General features: G+C 63.7%; 18 protein-coding genes. 10 read left to right on the top strand and 8 right to left on the bottom strand.

The features are described 5' to 3' along the window. Positions 1-64 precede the first annotated feature (64 nt). From SxD43FB_RS19530 to araD1, 6 genes are all read right to left on the bottom strand, one after another. Positions 65-2890 (bottom strand): TonB-dependent receptor, encoded by a 2826-nt coding sequence (locus SxD43FB_RS19530; protein WP_096063610.1) that lies wholly within the window; start codon positions 2888-2890, stop codon positions 65-67. A gap of 247 nt (positions 2891-3137) precedes the next feature. Then, a complete protein-coding gene (locus SxD43FB_RS19525) occupies positions 3138-4565 on the bottom strand; it encodes a glycoside hydrolase family 43 protein (protein WP_096063609.1) in 1428 nt (475 codons plus the stop codon). 11 nt (positions 4566-4576) lie between these two features. Then, positions 4577-5611, bottom strand: coding sequence for an arabinan endo-1,5-alpha-L-arabinosidase (locus tag SxD43FB_RS19520; RefSeq protein ID WP_176482851.1), 1035 nt, complete (start codon positions 5609-5611; stop codon positions 4577-4579). Between the two features lie 162 nt (positions 5612-5773). Next, entirely contained in the window at positions 5774-7339 is a 1566-nt protein-coding gene (locus SxD43FB_RS19515) for an alpha-L-arabinofuranosidase C-terminal domain-containing protein (RefSeq protein ID WP_096063617.1), read from the bottom strand. Positions 7340-7361: 22 nt separating this feature from the next. Further along, positions 7362-8288: a Gfo/Idh/MocA family oxidoreductase gene (locus SxD43FB_RS19510; RefSeq protein WP_096063608.1), complete on the bottom strand. Its 927-nt coding sequence runs from the start codon at positions 8286-8288 to the stop codon at positions 7362-7364. A 4-nt stretch (positions 8289-8292) separates the two neighbouring features. Then, positions 8293-9285, bottom strand: coding sequence for an AraD1 family protein (gene araD1 / locus SxD43FB_RS19505; RefSeq protein WP_096063607.1), 993 nt, complete (start codon positions 9283-9285; stop codon positions 8293-8295). A 192-nt stretch (positions 9286-9477) separates the two neighbouring features. Between araD1 and SxD43FB_RS19500 the strand changes: the two genes are divergently transcribed. Continuing rightward, a complete protein-coding gene (locus SxD43FB_RS19500; protein WP_096063606.1) occupies positions 9478-10242 on the top strand; it encodes a FadR/GntR family transcriptional regulator in 765 nt (254 codons plus the stop codon). A 214-nt stretch (positions 10243-10456) separates the two neighbouring features. Here SxD43FB_RS19500 and SxD43FB_RS19495 read toward each other — a convergent pair whose 3' ends face one another. Next, complete coding sequence (locus SxD43FB_RS19495) at positions 10457-11767, bottom strand: sugar MFS transporter (RefSeq protein ID WP_096063605.1); 1311 nt, start codon at positions 11765-11767, stop codon at positions 10457-10459. Between the two features lie 123 nt (positions 11768-11890). On the opposite strand from SxD43FB_RS19495, the gene SxD43FB_RS19490 reads away from it, so the two are divergent. Together SxD43FB_RS19490 and SxD43FB_RS19485 are read left to right on the top strand one after the other, a co-directional pair. Further along, positions 11891-13036: an aldose epimerase family protein gene (locus SxD43FB_RS19490; RefSeq protein ID WP_096063604.1), complete on the top strand. Its 1146-nt coding sequence runs from the start codon at positions 11891-11893 to the stop codon at positions 13034-13036. Beyond that, on the top strand, positions 13036-13893 hold the full coding sequence (locus SxD43FB_RS19485; RefSeq protein ID WP_096063603.1) for an SMP-30/gluconolactonase/LRE family protein: 858 nt from the start codon (positions 13036-13038) through the stop codon (positions 13891-13893). The genes SxD43FB_RS19490 and SxD43FB_RS19485 overlap by 1 nt, the downstream gene beginning before the upstream one ends. 164 nt (positions 13894-14057) lie before the next feature. On the opposite strand, the gene SxD43FB_RS19480 is transcribed toward SxD43FB_RS19485, so the two are convergent. Then, positions 14058-15242 (bottom strand): cation:proton antiporter, encoded by a 1185-nt coding sequence (locus tag SxD43FB_RS19480; RefSeq protein ID WP_096063602.1) that lies wholly within the window; start codon positions 15240-15242, stop codon positions 14058-14060. Between the two features lie 134 nt (positions 15243-15376). Between SxD43FB_RS19480 and SxD43FB_RS19475 the strand changes: the two genes are divergently transcribed. From SxD43FB_RS19475 to SxD43FB_RS19445, 7 genes are all read left to right on the top strand, one after another. Next, positions 15377-15970: a nitroreductase family protein gene (locus SxD43FB_RS19475; RefSeq protein ID WP_096063601.1), complete on the top strand. Its 594-nt coding sequence runs from the start codon at positions 15377-15379 to the stop codon at positions 15968-15970. Between the two features lie 169 nt (positions 15971-16139). Further along, complete coding sequence (locus SxD43FB_RS19470; protein ID WP_037476661.1) at positions 16140-16415, top strand: HU family DNA-binding protein; 276 nt, start codon at positions 16140-16142, stop codon at positions 16413-16415. A gap of 6 nt (positions 16416-16421) precedes the next feature. Then, positions 16422-16685 (top strand): hypothetical protein, encoded by a 264-nt coding sequence (locus SxD43FB_RS19465; protein WP_037476660.1) that lies wholly within the window; start codon positions 16422-16424, stop codon positions 16683-16685. A gap of 184 nt (positions 16686-16869) precedes the next feature. Beyond that, the gene (locus SxD43FB_RS19460; RefSeq protein ID WP_096063600.1) at positions 16870-17613 is read left to right on the top strand and encodes a DUF4198 domain-containing protein; all 744 of its coding nucleotides are present in this window, start codon (positions 16870-16872) and stop codon (positions 17611-17613) included. Positions 17614-17657: 44 nt separating this feature from the next. Further along, complete coding sequence (locus SxD43FB_RS19455; protein ID WP_096063599.1) at positions 17658-18038, top strand: hypothetical protein; 381 nt, start codon at positions 17658-17660, stop codon at positions 18036-18038. Between the two features lie 9 nt (positions 18039-18047). Then, the gene (locus SxD43FB_RS19450) at positions 18048-18782 is read left to right on the top strand and encodes a HupE/UreJ family protein (RefSeq protein ID WP_096063598.1); all 735 of its coding nucleotides are present in this window, start codon (positions 18048-18050) and stop codon (positions 18780-18782) included. Next, on the top strand, positions 18779-19390 hold the full coding sequence (locus SxD43FB_RS19445; protein ID WP_096063597.1) for a hypothetical protein: 612 nt from the start codon (positions 18779-18781) through the stop codon (positions 19388-19390). The genes SxD43FB_RS19450 and SxD43FB_RS19445 overlap by 4 nt, the downstream gene beginning before the upstream one ends. The last annotated feature ends 185 nt before the right edge of the window (positions 19391-19575 follow it).

The following is a 19575-nucleotide window of genomic DNA, read 5'->3' as shown; positions in this document are numbered from 1 at the left end:
GAGGAACCCGGAACGACCGCCATATCATGGAGCGCAGCGAGGAGACGCTACGCCCCATGGGCACTCAGTCAAACTTGAAGCGGACACCCAGAGCAAAGGTCCGGTCGATCAGCAGCGTGCTGGAGTTGAACTGCTGCGGATTGCCCGCATCGCCGAACTTGTAATAATCCTGCTGCTTCGCCTTGGTCAGGTTTACCGCGTCGAAGGTGATGCCGATATCTTCGTTCACGTTCAAAGTGAGCTGGAAGTCCAGGCTCTTTTCAGGCGCACGCCACACGCCGATCGGGTTGGCGAAGGCACGGGCGGCATTGTCCCGCAAGAAGCCCTTGCGCCAGATGTAGGACAGACGCGCACCGATCGGGCCTTTGTCATAGGCCAGCGTGGCGTTGTAGGACAGCTTCGACACGCCGAAGAAGGCGGACTTGGCCGTGCCGGTGATTTCACCCACATTGTTGACGACCGGGATCGTCTGTTCGGAATCCAGGATCGTCGCGCTGCCGGTGAAGCCAAGGCCGTCAAGCACGGAGGGCAGGTAGGAGGGGAAGTAGGTCAGCCCCAATTCCAGACCCTTGAGCGTACCGTTGGAGGCGTTGGCCGGACGGGTGATGTTGAAAAATTCGGTATAGGTTTCGTTGCGCGGCAGATAGTTGTTCGGGATGAACTCCCGCACGGTCAACGGCACGACCAGACCTTCGATCTTGCGGCGGAAGGCGGTCGCATAGATGGCGCTGTTGCGGTCGAAATACCATTCGATCGCCAGATCCATATTCTCCGACTTGGTCGCCCGCAAATTGGGGTTACCCGAAGCCCCGGTACCAAAGCCGACGCGCGACAGATCGCCGCTGAGCGCCAGATTGGGATTAAGCGCGTCGAACCCCGGACGGCGCAGGATCTTGCCATAGTTGAACCGGACGCGCAGATTGTCGGTGATGGCGTAGCGCGCGGTAAAGGACGGCAGGAAGTTTTCCGAATTGGTGGAAACGCCTGTGCGAGCAAAATTGGCACCACGGTCGAAATATTCATAGTCGGTGTCGATCGCGACAAAGCGCACGCCGCCCTGCAATTGCAACGGACGCCCGAAAATCTCGACCTCGGCATCGGCCACGATATAGGCGGCGAGATTGGTTTCTTCGATGCCGAACACGCGGCCGAAGCTCAGCTGGTCGGACAGGAGCAGACCGGGCGCGACGGCACGATACAGATTGCGGACGCCATCCTTATTCATGCTGCGCGGATCGGCCAGCACCCAGCTGGTCGGGATATTGGCCTGGCCGTCGAAGAAACCGTCGTTGGTGAAGGGGGTGCCTTCGCCAAACGCGTCGAGCGTGACGCCAAGCCCGCCTGCACCCTGATCGCGGACATAGCTGTCGGCCGAGCGCTTGTCATAGCGCCAGCCCGCTTTGATGCGGCGCAGGAAGCCTTCGTCCCAGCCATATTCGCCGTCCAGCATCATCGTCAGCGCGCTGCCGGTATTCTTGGTGCCGCTGTCGAACAGATTGCCGACGGTCCACTGGCTCGCGTCGGTCAGGACGCCCTGATTGCCGAAACTATAGGCGGGCAGGCCGCCGCCGGCGTTAAAATCGACATCGATATCAAGCGGGCCGCGATCGGTGCGGATGGCGAAGAAGCTCGTCTCGTTCTTGCTGTCCTGATAGGCGATATCGGCCGAAATCTTGCCGCGCTCACCCACATCCCACTTGGCGTTGAGGGCATAGACATAGCTGTCGGTGCGGTTGGTCCCCATGTCGCCACTGTTGAAGCCCGCGACGGCCCCTGCCCGACGCGACTTGATGATGTTGGTGCCGTCATATAATTCAAAGCTGTTGGCCACATCGGCGGGCAGATTGCCCCACCAGTCAACGAAGCTGAAATGCAGGCTGTTGAAGGTTTCGCCGCGGAAACCGGTGTAGAACACTTCGGCGGTATAGACCGAGCTGTCGTTCGGCGCCCATTGCAGCGCAGCGTTGATCGCCGTCCGATCGCGCTTGCCATAGAAATCGGATGCGATCACCGCGTCGCGGGCAAGATAATAGGGCGTTTCAACGCCATTGATGTTGAGCGTCGATCCGGGCGCGGTGGGCAGGCCCGCGTCGAGGCCCGGTGCCCAGTTTTCATTGGTGGCACCGGGGAAAATGCGCTGCAGCGGCGTCAGGCCCGATCCGGCAGGCGGCGTTTCGGTGGCGAAAGGCACCATGGCACCGGCCTGCAAATTCTGGTTGCGGTAGTCGGCGCGGGTGAAGCTGCCATTCACCAAGAAGCCGATATCGCCGATGCCGGTTTCCCAGCGGTCGCTGACGAGCAGCGCGACATTGGGGTTCACCTTGTCGGCGAGTTCCGAATAGACGCCGCGCGCCAGGCCCGAAATGGTGAAGCCGTCAAAGTCGAGCGGGCGACGGGTCTGCACATCGATCTGGCCCGCCAGGCCGGTTTCCAACTGATCGGACGAACGGGTCTTGTAGACATCGACCTGCTTGACGAGGTTGGCGGAGATATCCTGCAACGCGAAGGACGTGCCAGCAGCGGTGAAGATGTTGCGGCCATTGAGCGTGGTCAGCGGATCGGTCAGGCCGCGAATGGTGATGACCTGCGTTTCACCGCCTGCGCGATCAGTGACCTGGATGCCGGTCACGCGCTGCAGGGCTTCGACGACATTATTGTCGGGCAATTTGCCGACATCTTCCGACACGATCGAATCAACGATCTGGGTCGATTCCCGGCGCACGTTGAGCGCGCCGACGATCGAGGCGCGGACGCCGGTCACGACGATGTCGGCGACATCGTCTTCGGGCGCTGCCTGCGGCGTTGCGGGAGCAGTTTGGGCCTGGGCAGCGCCCGCCAGCATCAGCGCGAAGAGCGATGCGGAACCCATTACGATCGGCTTGAGGGCCATGTCAGATATCCTCCCTGGAGCTGGCCCTTGGCCATGCGTGAATTACTCGGACTAATTATTGCTCCGACAAATGAATCGCAAGCGGAAAATGAGGGCGTCGCGACACGAATGTCCGGCGCTAGTTACATTATTGCCACAGGCCACGAGCTATCGGGTGTCGATCGGGTACCCACATAAGCGAAGGGGCCGGTCTCCTGCTGGAAACCGGCCCCTGGTACCACCTAATTGTCAGACATATTATGGAATGTCAGTCGGCACGCCAGTAAGCCGTAGCGTCCCGGCTCGGCACCAGCCGCAACTGATCGCCGACGGTGCCGATCGCCTTGCCCGGCGCGGAGATGGCGACGAAGCGCAGCGCGTCGCTGGCCTTCTCCTCGAAGCGAACGAACTGGCTGCGCAGCGCGAAATCGGCGCTCTTGCTGTCCTTTTCCAGGCTGATCGACCCATCCTTGGCCGCGACCAGATAATGATCGGGCATCAATATGGGGGATAGCATGATGCTCTTGGCCCCAGCACGGCCGGGCGACTGGCGGAACTGCGTCTGGGGCAGGGCCGGGTTGCCAGCGACCAGGCGGGTGCCGTCATGCGCCATCAACCGCTTGGGGTCGGCCACCGCGATGAACCGTTCGGGCAGCGGGCCATTGCCCACCGGCACGCCGAAATCGGGCGTGCCATCGGCGGTATAATAGAGCCGCTGGACGCGGGTATGGCGGTCGGGGTTGAGCAGCGGATCGCCCTGGATCGTCTCATAGTCGCGCCCATGATAGACCAATATGTCGCGGCCCTGCTCATCCACGGTGAAGCTGTTATGGCCCGGCCCATAGACGCTGGTGGCGGTATTGGTGACGAACACCGGCTGCGGCGATTTGACCCAGCTCTTGGCATCCAGCAGGTCGGCACTCTCGTCCGCCGTCAACAGCCCCAGGCAATAGCGCGCATCGGTCGCGCTCGCCGAATAGGTCATGAACAGGCGACCATTGCGATGCAGGATGGCGGGCGCTTCGGCGACCTTGTAGCCGCGGATTTCCCAATCCAGCGTCGGCACGGCGATCCGCGTCGTCTTGCCCAGCTTGAGCGCCGATTCCAGCTTGGCGATGTACAGGTTGCTGTTCGTTTCGATGCCCGGCTCGCGTTGCGCCCACGCCATATAGCGCGTGCCCTTGTGCGTGAAGATGGTCGAATCGAGGTTGAAACTGTCCCAGGGCGTCTGCAATTCGCCCAGCACGCTCCATTTGCCGACCATCGGGTCGGGGCCGTCGCACACCACCGCATAGGTGCGGATGCGGAACACATCCTCGCCGCCGCCGCTGGGGCCAGCGGCGAAATAGACGATCCACTTGCCGTCCACCATATGCAGTTCGGGCGCCCACAGGAAGCCCGACATCGGCCCGGTCTTTTCATGCCGCCACAGCACCGCTTCAGTCGCGGTGGCCAGGCCCGCGATCGTCTTCGACCGGCGCAGCACCAGCCGGTCATATTCGGGGACCGACCCGGTCATATAATAATAGCCATCGTCATGGCGGAAGATCTGCGCGTCGGCGCGCTGCTTGATCAGCGGGTTGACCGGCACGGGGCCGTCAGCGGCCGGTGCAACGGGTATCGCGCCCAGCTTGCCGCAGGCAGCCGGCAATATCGCGGCACCGGCCAGGAAAAGGCGGCGGTTGATGTCGTTCATAGGATCAATCCTCAATAATCTGCGACAGGCCAGCCGTCCGCGCCCCAGCGCACCGGCGCGATGCGCAGGGTGGGGGCACCGTCGGCTTGCTTGTCATAAGCGTGGTAGACGACATAATCTTTGCCGTCCTTATCGTGCAGCCATCCGGCATGGCCGGGCCCACGGAAGCGCTGCTGCTCCTGCAAATCGGCGCGCAGGAAGATGGTGCCGCCACCGTCCATCATCGCACTGCCATCCTTGCCGAGATACGGCCCGCTAATATCCTTGGATCGCCCGATCACGGTATAATAGGTGCTGTTCACGCCCTTGCAGCAATAATCATAGGACGCCATCAGCCAATAATAGCCGCCATGGTCGATGATGAAAGGCGCTTCGACAGGAGCAGGGCCGCCAGCCGGGGCCGCGCGGCGCGCGATGGAGACGGGCTTGGCCTTCGCATCCTTGGGCTTGCCGCTCTTGGGGTCCAGCTCGAACAATTTGAGGCCGGTCCAGAAGCTGCCGAGCGAGAGCCAGTGGCGGCCTTCGCGGTCGATGATGAAATTGGGATCGATGGCGTTATAATCATCGTCCTTGGTGGACATCACGACCATGCCTTCATCGCGCCATTTGAAATCGGGCGACTTGGGGTCTAGCGTCGGACTGGTGGCCAGGCCGATCGCCGAGCGGTTCGATCCAAAGGTCGAGACGGAGTAATAAAGCCGGTAGCGGCCATCCACGAAGCTGATGTCGGGCGCCCACATGCCATCGCTGCCGGGGATCGCCTGCTTCGCCCAATCGGGCAGCGCGGTGAACACCGGCGGCCCGGCCGCCCAGCGCACCAGGTCGGGCGAGGTGCGCGTTTCGATCAGCCGCTGGCCATGGCCAGTGCCGAACACATGATAGACATCGCCCTGCCGGATGATCACCGGATCATGGGTAGGGGCGAGGTCGCCGGTCAGGCGGCTGTTGAGCGTAGGCGCGCTCGGCGGGGTAGCGGCGGGCTGGGCGAGGGCCGGGCCAGCAAGGCTGATCGCCGCAAGACAGGCGAATTGAGCAATTTTGAACAATGTCTGTCCTCTTCACAGATAGGGGTGGCGAAAAATTCCGTCCCACCAACCCGTTCGGGCTGAGCCTGTCGAAGCCCTGCACTTTTACCCGAAGGGAAGTGCGGCCCTTCGACAGGCTCAGGGCGATCTGGAGGGGAGGTCGAACCTCCCCTCCAGATCGCCTTATTGCAGGTCCAGCACCACCACCGACATCGGCGGCAAGGTGACGGTCAGCGTGCCGCCATTCACCTGCGCGCCGGTGAAGGCGGCGGGCTTGACGGTTTCGGGCGCATCGAACGTGTTGTGCGCGTTCATCACGCCAGCGGTCAGGACGCGGCCCGATACCGTTCCGGCGGTCAGGCCGTCGAGCTTGACGGTCACCGTGTTGGGCTGGGTGGGGTCGAGGTTGGACAGGCCGACATGGACCTTGCCATCCTTGCCGCGCACCGCAGACCCGCTGACCGCGGGCATCACGAACTGGTCCTTATTATACCAGGGCGTGTCGATGCTGATCGGCAGGACCGTCGCATCCTGCCAGGGCTTGTACATTTCGAACACATGATAGGTGGGGGTCAGCACCATCTTCTTGCCGTCGGTCAGGATCATCGCCTGCAGGACGTTCACCATCTGGGCGATGGCGCTCATCTTCACCCGGTCGGCATGTTTGGCGAAGATGTCGAGATGGATGGAGGCGACCAGCGCATCGCGCAGCGTATTCTGCTGACGCAGGAAGCCGGGATGCGTGCCGGGGTCTTGCGCATACCAGGTGCCCCACTCGTCCACCGCCAGGAAGACCCGCTTCTTGGGATCATATTTATCCATGATGGCGGTGTGCTTGGTGATCAGCTCGTCCATATGGACGGCCTTGGCCAGCGTGTCGGCCCACAATGTCTCGTCGAAATTCACCGGGTCCGCCTTGGGCGGCCAGCCACCCTGGGGCAGGGTGTAATAATGGAGCGAAACGGCGTCGAGCTGATCGCCCGCCTCCCGCATCATCACCTCGGTCCAGTTATAATCATCGACATTGGCACCCGCCGCGATCTTGAGGATCTTGGTGCCGGCAGGCGCCTTGATGAAGGTGGCATAGCGGCGCGTCACGTCGGCGGCATATTCGGCGCGCATATTGCCGCCACAGCCCCACAGCTCGTTGCCGATGCCGAAATAGGGAACCGCCCAGGGTTCCTTATGCCCGTTCTTGGCGCGCTCGTCGGCCAAGGTGCCGGCGGGCGAGGTCATATATTCGACCCACTCGCCCATTTCCTGCGGGCTGCCATTGCCGACATTGCCCGCGACATAGGCCTCCGCGCCGATCTGGCGGATCAGTTCGAAAAATTCATGGGTGCCGACCGTATTGGATTCGGTCACGCCGCCCCAATGGGTGTTGATCTTGACCGGGCGCTTGGCCTTGCCGCCAATGCCCTCCCGCCAATGATATTCATCGGCAAAGCAACCGCCCGGCCAGCGCACGACGGGCACCGACAGATTTTTGAGCGCGGAGATCACATCGTTGCGAAAGCCGTTGGTGTTGGGGATCGACTTGTCGTTGCCAACCCACAGCCCGCCATAAATGCCATTGCCCAGATGCTCGGCAAATTGGGTGAAGATGCGCTTGTCATAGACCGGGCCGGGCGTTGCGGCATTGATCGTCGCGGTGGTCGGCTTGCCGTTGGTGTCGGCAAAGGCACTGGTCGTCAGGGCACTGGCGCAAAGCAGCAGTGCGGCGGTGGTACGGCGCAGGGTTTTTATCATATCGTCCTCTCCCATTTGGAAATCAGTCGTGAAAAGCGTCGGTCGGTTCGCGGCGGCCGCGCAGGAAGGCGTCGGCGACATGGCCCAACGGGCTGGTATCGACATCGCTGCGCCCACCCCGGATCAGCGTGGCGAACCGGCTGTAGAGCCCTGGATATTCGACATCCTCGCCATGTTCGGTGCCGCTGGGCAGCGTCAGCACTGCGCCGCCATGCGCCAGTTTCAGCGTACCCGCATCGGTGTCGATGATGATGTCCCAGCTTTGCGGGCCGGTCTGCCGCCAGTCGAGGTCCATGTGGATCGGCGCGCCGCCGGTATCGCGGAAATGCAGGTCGGCCGCGATCGGCGCGGCGCGGTTTTCCGGCAGCACCAATGTCGCTTCCTTCAGGAAGAAGGGGCGCGGCAGGATATGGGTGACGATCGAGAGTGCATTGATCCCCGGATCGAACACGCCAAGCCCGCCCGGCTGCCAGATCCACGCCTGACCCGGATGCCATACGCGCACATCCTCCCGCCAGACGATCGACACTTTCTCGATTTTCCGCTCGGACAGCCATGCGCGGGCCGGGGCGACCCCCGCCGCGAACCGGCTATGCCAGGCGGCGAACAGCGTCGCATCGACTTTGTCGGCCTGGACTTTCAGCGCCTCGACCTCCGCCAGCGTCGCGCCGGGGGGCTTTTCCAGAAAGACGTGGATGCCCTTGGCCAAGGCTTGCGCCGCCAGATCATAGCGAACCTGCGGCGGGGTGCAGAGCGCCACAGCGTCGACCGCCGGACCCTCGGCCAGCAGCGCATCGAGGCTGGCCAGATGCGGCACCCCCGTCAGCCCGGCATCATGCGGACTGACGGTCGCGGCCAGGCTGAACGCATTATTGCCCCGGATCGCCGGCACATGCTGGTCACGCGCGATCTTGCCGATGCCGATGATCGCGATACGGATCGGGTCCATCGCTTCAGAGCGCCTTGACGGCCACTTCCTGCGGCGCGGCGCGCGTCAGCGCATTGCGCACCGGCAGGGTGAAGGGCGCGGCGAGAATCTCGAACACATCGCCCTCTTGGCAGGCGACGCCGTCGCTGAACGACAGGGTCGCGGTGCCAAAGAAATGGACATGAACGTCGCCCGCGCGGCGGAACAGGTCATATTTGAAATGATGATGTTCCAGGTTCGCGAAGCTGTGCGACATATTGCCTTCGCCCGACAGGAACGGCTTTTCCCAGATCGTCGCGCCATCGCGCAGGATGCGGCTCGATCCTTCGATATGCTCCGGCGGTTCGCCGACCAGCAGTTCGGGGCCAAGCGCGGCCTGGCGCAGCTTGGAGTGGGCCAGCCACAGATAATTGTGCCGCTCGGTCACATGGTCGGAAAACTCGTTCGCGAGCGCAAGGCCCAGCCGATAGGGCGTGCCATCCTCGCCGATGATGTAGATGCCGGCCAGCTCCGGCTCCTCGCCGCCATCCTTAGCAAAGGCAGGCATGGTCAGCGGATCGGTCGGCCCGACCAGTTGCGACCCGTCGCCCTTGTAGAACCATTCGGGCTGCTGTCCCGTCTCGCCGGGGGCAGGCTTGCCGCCCTCCAGGCCTTCCAGGAACATGCGCATCGAATCGGTCTGCTTTTCGACCGCCGCCGCCTCGCGGTGCATCTTGTCGCGCCCCTCGGCCGAGCCAAGATGGGTGAGGCCGGTGCCGGTCAGCAGGATATGCGCGTCATCATCATGGTCGATCGGCGCGAGCAGGCGGCCCGCTTCGAATTCGGCGGTGATGTCCACCGCGTCGCCCTTGGGCGCGGCTGCCACGGCGGCGGTCAGGCTGATGCCCTGCGCGATGGCATGCAGCGCCAGGGCGCGGATCGAGGTGAAGCCGACCACGAAGGCCGCGCTGTCGCCTTGCGCGGCGATAACGCCCCGTTCGCCGCTTTGGGCACGGTGCTGCAACAGGCGCAATGTCATGAAAATCTCTCCTCCCGCGCGCCACTGACGGCGCTGAACGCTTGCCGAAGACACGCCATCGTCCACCTCGACCAAAGCCGGGGCGGCAGTGAATCTCCGAATTACTCCGACATATTACAGGAAGATGGTAATGGCAATGCTTGTATTATAGACGGAGTTGTGCCTGATAGTTGGGGGGCGAGAGGAGCAGGAATGGCGAAGGAAGATCCGTCTTTGCACGGGGATGAGGCGGAGACGGGCGCATCGGCGAAGATTGCGCGTGGCCCCGGCAGGCGGCTGCACGGCGCGATCGCGCACAAACTCGGCACGGCCATCTTGTCCGGCCAATATGCCCCCGGCGACGTCCTGTCGGGCGAAGTCGCCTTTGCCGAGGAACTGGAAGTCTCGCGCAGCGCCTATCGCGAAGCGATCCAGGTGCTGACCGCCAAGGGGCTGGTGGAAAGCCGCCCCAAGGCCGGAACGCGCGTCCTGCCGCGCACCCGCTGGAACCTGCTCGATCCCGAAGTCCTCGCCTGGGCCTTTGCCGGGGAACCGGATATTCAGTTCGTGCGCGACCTGTTCGAACTGCGCGCCATCGTCGAACCGGCGGCGGCACGGCTCGCTGCACAGCGGCGCGACAAGGAAGATCTGCGGCTGATGAAGGAAGCGCTCGCCGCGATGCGCCGCCACACGCTGGCCACCGAATTGGGCCGCGCGGCCGACCGCGATTTCCACAACGCCATCCTAAACGCGACCCGCAACGACGCGCTGCAGGTGCTGTCCGCCAGCATCGGCGCGGCGGTCAACTGGACCACCCAATATAAGCAGCGCGCCCGCGCCCTGCCGCGCAATCCCATCCCCGACCATGTCCGCGTCTATGACGCGATCGCCGCCGGCGACACGGCCGCCGCGGCCGAGGCGATGGGCGCGCTGGTCGACCTGGCACTGGAAGACACAGCCAGCGCGATGGGCGGCTAATCCTCCCCAATATCTAAATCCTCCCCTGTAAGGGGAGGGGGACCGTTCGCGAAGCGAATGGTGGAGGGGTGTCACCCTATCGATAGGGCAACACCCCTCCGTCAGGGCTACGCCCTGCCACCTCCCCTACCAGGGGAGGATGTCATACACATGAAAAAGGCCGGAGCGGACATCCCGCTCCGGCCTTTTCAGCGCCTCATGTGCAACCCTGGCCTTATTCCGCCATGGCCTGTTGATCGGGCAGGGCGTTCGTCACCTTCGACCCCCACAGCGCGTAGAACAGGATATACAGTTCGCACGCAGCGGTCAGCAGGAACGACCATTGCAGGCCATATTCGTCCGCCAGCCAGCCCTGCACCACCACCAGCGCGCCACCGGCGATCGCCATGATCAGCAGGCCCGAACCTTCTTCGGTCAATGGCCCCAGGCCCTTGATGCCGAGCGTGAAAATGGTCGGGAACATGATCGAGTGGAACAGGCCGACGAGGATCAGCGCCCACATCGCGATCGGCCCCGTGGTGAACACGGTGACCAGCATGACGATGAACGCGCCGATCGAGAAGGCCGCCAGCACATGGCCCGCATCGAACTTCTGCATGATCGCGGCGCCCAGGAAGCGGCCGATCATCATGCCCGCCCACAGGAAGGTCAGATAGCGCCCGGCCTGTTCATAGGTCAGGTTGGCAATGTCAGGCTGGCTGACGAAATTGATGAACAGGTTGGCGACGCCGATTTCCGCGATTAGATAGATGAAGATCGCGGGCACGCCCCACACCAGATTGCGATGGTTCCAGAGCGAATGTTTCTTGCGCTCTTCCTTGCTGTGGCGCGACGTCGCATTGCCCATGGCGGGCAGGGGAAAGCGCGCGATGATCACCGCCAGCACCACCAATATGACGGCGACGATGATATAGGGCAGGATCACCGACTGCGCGTCGGCCAGCCGTTCGGCCTGCGTCAGCACCGTGCCCGTTTCGGACGTGCCACCCTTGGACCGGCCCAGGATCAGATACGCCCCGAACAGCGGCGCGAGCATCGTGCCCGCCGAGTTCATCGCCTGTACGAGGTTCAGGCGCGAGGAAGCGGTTTCGGGCTTGCCGACGACCGCGACATAGGGGTTGGCCGCGACCTGCAGCAGGGTGATGCCGCTCGCGATCACGAACAGCATCAGCAACGTGACGCCATAAGAAGGGATCGACGCCGCCAGCGTCATGCCCAGCGCGCCCGCCGCCATGACAAGCAATCCCACTACCAGCGATTTCTGATAACCAACCCGCTCGATCAGCTTGGCCGACGGGATCGACGCGACGAAATAGGCGATGAACCACACCGATTCGATCAGCGTCGTCTGGGTGTAGCTCAAATCAAACACGCTGCGCAGATGCGGCAACAGCGTGTTGTTGATGACGGTGATGAAGCCCCACATGAAGAAGAGGCTGGCAAGCAGGCCCAGCGCCGGGCCATAGCGCGTTGCGGGATTATGCGTCGCGGTGACGCCCGCGCCTGATGTTACGGGTCCTGCCATCCATCCTTCTCCACTGCATTTCCGGGGACGGGCGACCCGGATAGGGGTTGCGCCCGCTTATTTTGTCGGAGTATATTCCCCGAAACCGCGCGTCAATGGGCGGTCGGTATCGGGAGGAAGTCCATGCAAAAGGTCATCATCAAAACAGCGCTGTCATACGCATTGGCCATGACGCTGACAAGCACGGCGGCGCTGGCCGCCGACGCCAGCCGCGCGCCCGCAGGCACGCTGGCGGACGGTACGGCGGTGGAAACGATCACGCTGACCAACGGTGCGGGCGTATCGGCCAAGATCCTGACCTATGGCGCGACGCTGCAGTCGCTGTCGGGGCCGGACAAGGATGGCAAGATCGCCGACGTGCTGCTCGGCTATGATGATCTCAAGGGCTATGTCGATCACCCCAATTATTTCGGCGTGACCGTGGGCCGCTATGCCAATCGCATCGCCGGCGGCAAGTTCAAGCTGGGCGAGACCAGCTATCAGCTCCCACTCAACGACAAGACCAATTCGCTGCATGGCGGCGACAAGGGCTTCGACAAGCTGCCCTGGAAGGTAGTGTCGGTAAAGAGCGGCCCGATCGCCACCGTGGTCCTGTCCCTCGTCAGCGCCGATGGCGATTCGGGCTATCCCGGCAAGCTCGACACGACCGTCACCTACACGCTCGACGAAGCGGGCAATCTGGGCATCGTCTTCGCCGCCAAGACCGACAAGCCCACCATCGTCAACATGACCAACCACGCGATCTTCAACCTCGCGGGTGAAGGGTCGCCTGATGGCGCGCTCGGCCATAGGCTGACGATTCCGGCCAAGGCCTATACGCCGGTGGATGAAAAGCTGATCCCGACCGGCGAATTGAAGCCGGTCGACGGCGGCGTGTTCGATTTCCGTAGCCCCCGCCGCGTCGCCGATGGCATTCGCGACGGCCGCGACCAGCAGATCGTCTATGGCCGCGGCTATGATCATAATTGGGCGCTCGACAAGGGCGCAACCAAGGCACCCGAACTGGCGGCCCGGCTTGAAGATCCGGTGTCGGGCCGGGTGCTCGAAGTGCTGACCACCGAACCCGGCGTGCAATTCTACGCTGGCAATTTCCTCGACGGCACGCTGGTCGGCAAGGGCGGCCATCTCTACCGCATGGGCGACGGCATCGCGCTGGAGCCGCAGAAATTTCCCGATGCGCCCAACAAGCCCGCCTTCTTGTCGGCGCGGGTCGATCCCGGCAAGCCCTATCGTCATGCGATGGTCTATCGGCTGTCGGTCAAGCGCTGATGACGGCCTGGCGTCTGATCGAACGGGGCGTTGCCGACACGCTGGGCGAAGGCACGCTCTGGTCGGCGCGCGATAATGCGGTCTATTGGGTCGACATATTGGCCCCGGCGCTCAACCGGCTGTCCCTTGCGGACGGCGCGGTCGAGCGCTGGGCCATGCCCGAACCGCTCGGCTGGGTGGTCGAACGCGCAGGCGGCGGCTTTGTCGGCGGCTTCCAGAGCGGCTTTGCCGACATCCGCCTCGATCCACTGACGATCACACCCTTCGGCGACCCCGAACCGCATTTCCCCGGCAATCGCATGAACGATGGCAAGGCGGATGCGCAGGGGCATATCTGGTGCGGCACGATGGACATGGCCGAGGAGCATGATCGCGGGGCGCTCTACCGGCTCGCGCCCGACCGTAGCTGGAGCGTGATCGACGCCGACTATCGTGTGCCCAATGGCCCGGCCTTCTCGCCCTGCGGCCGCTGGCTCTATCATAGCGACACGGCCAAGCGGCAAATGTATCGCTTCGCGCGGACAGGCGATGGCGCGACCGATCGCCAGCCCTTTATCCGTTTTGCCGAGGCGGATGGCTATCCCGACGGCATGACCGTGGATGCCGACGGCCATATCTGGGTCGCCCATTGGGGTGGCGGGCGGGTGAGCCGCTTCACCCCCGACGGCGTGCTGGACCGCGCGATCGCGCTGCCCGCGCGGCAGGTGACCAACATCTGTTTTGGCGGGCCAGATCTCGACCGCATGTTCGTCAGTTCGGCGACCATCGGGCTGGACGATGCCACGCCGCACGATGGCGGCTTCTTCGAAGTCGATTGCGGCGTGCGCGGCCTGCCGACCCACCAATATGCAGGCTGACGCCTAAAGAGCGCGCGCAAAGGGGCTTGCGGCCCGGCGCGGAATCTGTTTTATGGCGCGAGACAGCGTTGTCATACCTCTCCAAAGTGGGGCAACGCTGCAATCCCGGACGGCCCGCTACGGCGAACTGCACGCGCCATGGGTCGTCCGGGACGATTTTTCCCTTATCGCTGCGCCAATTTCGCCAGGCCCCGGCGCGCCATGGGCATGGTCAGCATCGTGCTGCCGATCGCCATCAGCAATAGCGCGGTAAAGCTGGTCCCGGTGATGATCTGCCGATCGAGCAGGATATTGGCGAAGATGATCATGATCAGTGCCTTGGTTTGCAGCAGCCAGCCGATCACCCCGGCCTCGCCCTTGGGCCAGCCCAGGATTCGCCCGGCCAGTGCCACCCCGGCCAGCTTGCCGACCACGGCCGCCGCCAGCAGCAGCAATGCGCCGCCGATCACCTCGAACCCGCCCATATCCCATTGGGTGCGCAGCCCTGTGCTGAGGAAAAAGACCGGCATCACCGTCAACAGCATATGGTCGCGCAGCATATCCATCTGCGCTTCGTCGAACCACTCCTTGTCCAGAATCGCGCCCGCCAGGAAGGCGCCGACCATGAAATGCAGCCCCGCCCAATCGGCGGCAAAGCCCAGTAGCGCGAGCGACAGCATCCCCAGATACAACCGGTCGCGTCCGCCGATTCGCCGCATCACCGCGCGCAGCCCCCAGGCGACGAGGGGGAACAGCAGCAGGAATCCCGCCTGCCGCTCGACCCGCGCCCAATCGAGCAGGATCAACGCCAGCACGCCCCAGATGGCGATATCGTCCAGGCTGGCATAGCGCAGCACCCGTTGCCCTAGCGGTTGGCGCAGGATGGTGAGCCGATCCATCAGCAGCACCAAAATGGGCAGGGCGGTCACCGCGCACGCCATCCCCATCCCCAGCAACGCCTGCCAATGCTGCCCCTTCGCGCCGATCCAACCCGGCTGCGTCAGGATCAGCGCGGCGGCCAGCGCCCCCAGCACCAGCGGCGTGACCAACGCCAGCCCCGCCGTCGTCCATGTCTCGCGCCGCGCGACCCAGGCCTGGTGCAAGTCCAGTTCGATCCCCGCCAGCCAGACGAAGATCATCACCGCCCACCAGGCGATGCCGTTGAGCGCGGCGATGACGCCGGGCGGAAACAGGAAATCATGCACTTGCGGCAGCGCGACGCCCAGCACGCCGGGGCCAAGCAGCACGCCCGCAACGATCTGCACCACCACCAGCGGCGCCCAATTGTCGGTGCGCAGCAATCGCCACACCAGCCAGGGCAGTCCCATGACGAGCGCCAGCGCGAGCAGAAAAGTCTCTGTGATCGTCATGCCCCGCTCCCCTTATCGGCAGGCAGGATTAGCGACGACCCGCGCGCTACGCCAGCGACTTGCCCCAAAATCCCCGGCCCTTCGCAGGCGCGAAAAACATCCTATATGGATGCCGAGCCTTTTAGGGAGATTTTATGGACACTGACCCCCGCGCCGTCACCCGGCCCGTCGACCCCTTGTTCCTCGACCGCTGGTCGCCCCGCGCCTTCGACGCGTCGTCCCTGCCGCAGGCGGATCTCGACACCTTGCTCGACGCGGCCCGCTGGGCACCATCGGCCTTCAACTATCAGCCTTGGCGCTTCCTCTACGCCCATCGCGACAGCGCCGACTGGGTGCGCTTCCTTGGCCTGCTGCTGCCGTTCAACCAAAGCTGGGTGCAACATGCCTCGGTCCTGACCTTCATCCTGTCCGACAGCCTGTCATCGGCCCCCGGCTCGCAGGAAACCAAGCCCTCGCACAGCCACAGTTTCGACGCAGGCGCCGCCTGGGCGCTGCTCGCGCTGCAGGCGACACGGATGGGCTATCACACCCACGCCATGACGGGCGTCGATTTCGACGCCGCCCGCCGCGAACTCGCGGTGCCGGACCGTTTCCGTATCGAAGCTGCCGTCGCCATCGGGCGCATGGGCGACAAGGCGATATTGCCTGAAGCCCTGCAAGCGCGCGAAGCCCCCAGCGGCCGCAATCCCATCGACAGCTTCGCCTTTGCAGGCAATTTCGTCGCCTGAAACTTCACTTAAATCACCTGCCCCCGGCACCTGGACCGATCGACAGCCTCGAAACCGCGTGTTTTCGGCAATATGTCACCGGAAATGCGCCGAAATTCGCCCTTAGGCGATGGACCGGCGGATGCGAACGGGCTAGGGCGGGTGCCATCACACTTGAAGAGGACGTCCTATGAATAACAGTGACCTGATCGACACCGTCGCCACCGCCCACGACCTTTCGAAGGCGGACGCCAAGAAGATCATCGACGGCGTGATCTCGGCGATCGTCGACGCGGCGGCCAAGGGCGAAGAAATCTCGCTCAACGGTTTCGGCAAGTTCAAGGTCAAGGAAAGCGCCGCGCGCGAGGGCCGCAACCCCGCCACCGGCGAGACGATCCAGATCGCCGCGTCCAAGAAGCTGGGCTTCACCGCTGCCAAGGCGGTCAAGGACAAGCTGAACGGCTGATCCAATATGCAATTTGACGACCAGCTGCGTCGCTATTTCGGCCGCACGGACATTGACGCCGTGCCCGCCGAAGCGATCGCAGCGGGCGTCGAGCGCATGCGCGTCGACCTTGGTCTGGAAAAGGACCGGGGTCGACGTTTTGCGTTGTGGTGCCTGCTCTTCCTGATGGGCGACGCCCCCGACCTCGACATCGCCTTCAAGGACGCGGCCGATCGCGACGCCGCCCGCAATTTCATGGATCTCGCGCAGGGCGATCCCCCGCTCGATTAGGCCCCTTCGGGCCATTCAAGTCTCTAACGATCCACATCCCCCTTTCCGCCATCGGGCGATCATCCACTGTGCGTGTGCCTTTTTCCGGCACATGCTGCCTGCGCACGCCTGAAAAACGGCATCCGGCGGGCCGTCGCTGCCATAGCCTGTGTGCCAGGGCCATCAGGGCCACGGGAGATGATCGATGAAACTGTCACGCATCCTTGCTGTCACCGTCGCCGGATCGGCGCTTCTGGCCATGGCCGCCCCCTTGAGCGCGCACGGCATCTGGTTCGCCCAGCGCGCGACGCAGATCGCCCTCATCTATGGCGTCGGCGCTGACGATCTCGACGCGGTCAAGCGCCTGCCGCTCGTCAAGGCCGTCACCGGCTATGATGCCGACTGGGCACCCGTCACCACCAGCCTGCGCACCGCCGGGCCGATCCCCGTCGTGGACAGCGAAGAGCCGATCGCAGCGGTCGCGGCGATCATGGACTATGGCCTGTGGAGCAAGACCCCCGACGGCAAATGGCATAATAAGGGCCGCGACGAAGTGCCCACCGCCAGCCTTGCCGAACATAATTGGAAATATGCCGTCCATCTGACCAAGGTGCCGACCAGCCCCGTCCCCCTGTTCGATGGGCATAAGCTGCAGATCGTCCCCGTCGATCCCGCCATCCCGCAGAAGATGGGCGAGCCGATGAAAGTGCGGGCCTATTATGAAGGCAAGCCGATCGCGGGCGCGACCATCATGTCCGACTATGTCAACGATCCCGACGAAGTCGCGGTCAAGACCGGCGCGGACGGCACTGCCACCATCACATTGCGCAACCAGGGGCTGAACGTGCTGATGGGCATCTATGTCGGGCCAGCCGACGACAAGGCGAAGGTCGACCATGTCGAATATCGCTCGTCGCTGTCCTTCGTGCTGCCGCATCTGCCCGAATAAGGCCGCACCGCCACCGCTTGTCGCTACCCTGTAAGGAGACACCAATGCCCTTCGACCTGATGAAGCTAGGCCTCGCTGCCGCAGCCCTCGCCCTGACCCCCACCACCGCCTTCGCCCATGGCAGCATGAAGCCCCAGCATGGCGGCCTCGTTCAGATGTCGGGCGAAACCATGGTGGAACTGGTCGCCAGTCCCAAGGGCGTCGATGTCTATATCAGCGAAGAGGATGAGCCGCTGCCCGCATCGGCCTACACCGCCACGCTGACCCAAACCGCATCGGGCCAGAAAAGCCAGGCCGCGCTCAAGCCCGCCGGTGGCAATAAATTGTCCGCCCCCGGCTTCAAGGCGGCCAAGGGTGCCAAGATCGTCGTCGCGCTCGTCAACAAGAGCGGTGCCAAGGTCTTCACCACCTTCCAGACCAAGTAAGCGGCGATCATGCGCAGCGCGATCCGCCCCTTGCCCATCCCCCTCGGTATGCGGCGGGTCGCGCTGCTGCTGCTGGGGCTCATGCTGGCCTGCATCGGCCAGGCGCTCTTGGCCCATGGCGTAAACGAGAATGACCGCGCCTTCATCGAAGGCGCATCGGGGGTCAACATCATCCCCTATATGTATCTGGGCGCCAAACATATGGTGACCGGCTATGATCATCTGCTCTTCCTCGCCGGGGTCATCTTCTTCCTCTATCGGCTGAAGCAGGTCGGCACCTACGTCACCCTGTTCGCGATCGGCCACAGCACCACCTTGTTGCTGGGCGTCATCCTCGACCTGCGCGCCAATCCTTTCCTGATCGACGCGATCATCGGCCTGTCGGTGGTCTATAAGGCGATCGACAATCTCGACGGCTTCCGCACCTGGTTCGGCATATCGCCCAATCCCAAGGCGGCGGTGCTCATCTTCGGCTTCTTCCACGGCTTTGGCCTGGCGACCAAGCTGCAGGATCTCACCCTGTCGAAAGACGGGATGATCCCCAACCTCCTCGCCTTCAACATCGGCGTCGAAATCGGCCAGTTCATCGCGCTCACCTTCATCCTGCTCGCCATGACCTTCTGGCGCAGGACCGATACTTTCCGCCGCAGCGCGGTCCTCGCCAATGCGGCGCTGATGACCGCGGGCTTCGTCCTCGTCGGCTTTCAGTTGACCGGCTATCTGATCGAAAGGGGCCTGACATGACCAGCAGCCACCAACCCGCGCCACCCACGCGCATTACGACCCCGCCCGCCACGCTGGCAAAAGCCACCGGCGCCGCCGCGATCGGCGCAGTCGCCATCCTGACCCTGTTCGTCCTGCCCGCCGAATATGGCATCGACCCGACCGGTGTCGGCGGCGCGCTCGGCCTCACCGCCATGGTGGCCGAACCAAGTGCGCCTTCGCCAGCAGCGACCCAGCCCGTAGCCAGCACCGCGCCGACGCTTCCGACCAAGGACAATATCGCCCGCACCGCCCCCTGGCGGCAGGACAGCATGACCATCACCCTCGCGCCGCACAGCGGCCAGGAAGTGAAGGCGCATATGCAGCAGGGCGATAGTTTCGTCTTCGAATGGCAATCGACCGGCGGCCCGGTCAAGGTCGACATGCACGGCGAAGCCCCCGATGCGACCGACGGCGCCTTCACCAGCTATTGGGAAGAGCGCGAGCAAACCAGCGCCAGGGGCAGCTTCACCGCGCCCTATGCCGGCACCCATGGCTGGTATTGGCGCAACAAGGGCGACACGCCCGTCACCGTCACGGTCAAGACGACCGGCTTCTACAAAGATCTGTTCCAGCCCGCCGGCGGATAGTCCCTGACAACGCAACCTGCGCCGGAGCATCCCGCCCCGGCGCAGGCCTCCAGCCTAGCCCGCCTTATTCACCAAAAGTGTCCTGAAGGGTTGGCGGGAGTGGCGTAAGCCTCTGATCTGAATTAGGAACTGGGTGTCTAAGCCGAACCTGCCGCAGGGCAGAAAATGCCACGGGCCACACCCGC

Origin of the sequence: Sphingobium sp. D43FB (assembly GCF_002312805.1) — a bacterium.
In the GTDB taxonomy this organism is placed as follows: Bacteria; Pseudomonadota; Alphaproteobacteria; order Sphingomonadales; family Sphingomonadaceae; genus Sphingobium.
The sequence above is the reverse complement of the archived record's forward strand: the minus strand, read 5'-3'. Positions and strand labels throughout refer to the sequence as shown.

Coding starts and splice junctions, on each gene's coding strand:
- SxD43FB_RS19530 (WP_096063610.1), bottom strand. CDS start 2,890: ATGGCCCTCAAGCCGATCGTAATGGGTTCCGCATCGCTCTTCGCGCTG.
- SxD43FB_RS19525 (WP_096063609.1), bottom strand. CDS start 4,565: ATGAACGACATCAACCGCCGCCTTTTCCTGGCCGGTGCCGCGATATTG.
- SxD43FB_RS19515 (WP_096063617.1), bottom strand. CDS start 7,339: ATGATAAAAACCCTGCGCCGTACCACCGCCGCACTGCTGCTTTGCGCC.
- SxD43FB_RS19510 (WP_096063608.1), bottom strand. CDS start 8,288: ATGGACCCGATCCGTATCGCGATCATCGGCATCGGCAAGATCGCGCGT.
- araD1 (WP_096063607.1), bottom strand. CDS start 9,285: ATGACATTGCGCCTGTTGCAGCACCGTGCCCAAAGCGGCGAACGGGGC.
- SxD43FB_RS19500 (WP_096063606.1), top strand. CDS start 9,478: ATGGCGAAGGAAGATCCGTCTTTGCACGGGGATGAGGCGGAGACGGGC.
- SxD43FB_RS19495 (WP_096063605.1), bottom strand. CDS start 11,767: ATGGCAGGACCCGTAACATCAGGCGCGGGCGTCACCGCGACGCATAAT.
- SxD43FB_RS19490 (WP_096063604.1), top strand. CDS start 11,891: ATGCAAAAGGTCATCATCAAAACAGCGCTGTCATACGCATTGGCCATG.
- SxD43FB_RS19485 (WP_096063603.1), top strand. CDS start 13,036: ATGACGGCCTGGCGTCTGATCGAACGGGGCGTTGCCGACACGCTGGGC.
- SxD43FB_RS19480 (WP_096063602.1), bottom strand. CDS start 15,242: ATGACGATCACAGAGACTTTTCTGCTCGCGCTGGCGCTCGTCATGGGA.
- SxD43FB_RS19475 (WP_096063601.1), top strand. CDS start 15,377: ATGGACACTGACCCCCGCGCCGTCACCCGGCCCGTCGACCCCTTGTTC.
- SxD43FB_RS19470 (WP_037476661.1), top strand. CDS start 16,140: ATGAATAACAGTGACCTGATCGACACCGTCGCCACCGCCCACGACCTT.
- SxD43FB_RS19465 (WP_037476660.1), top strand. CDS start 16,422: ATGCAATTTGACGACCAGCTGCGTCGCTATTTCGGCCGCACGGACATT.
- SxD43FB_RS19460 (WP_096063600.1), top strand. CDS start 16,870: ATGAAACTGTCACGCATCCTTGCTGTCACCGTCGCCGGATCGGCGCTT.
- SxD43FB_RS19455 (WP_096063599.1), top strand. CDS start 17,658: ATGCCCTTCGACCTGATGAAGCTAGGCCTCGCTGCCGCAGCCCTCGCC.
- SxD43FB_RS19450 (WP_096063598.1), top strand. CDS start 18,048: ATGCGCAGCGCGATCCGCCCCTTGCCCATCCCCCTCGGTATGCGGCGG.
- SxD43FB_RS19445 (WP_096063597.1), top strand. CDS start 18,779: ATGACCAGCAGCCACCAACCCGCGCCACCCACGCGCATTACGACCCCG.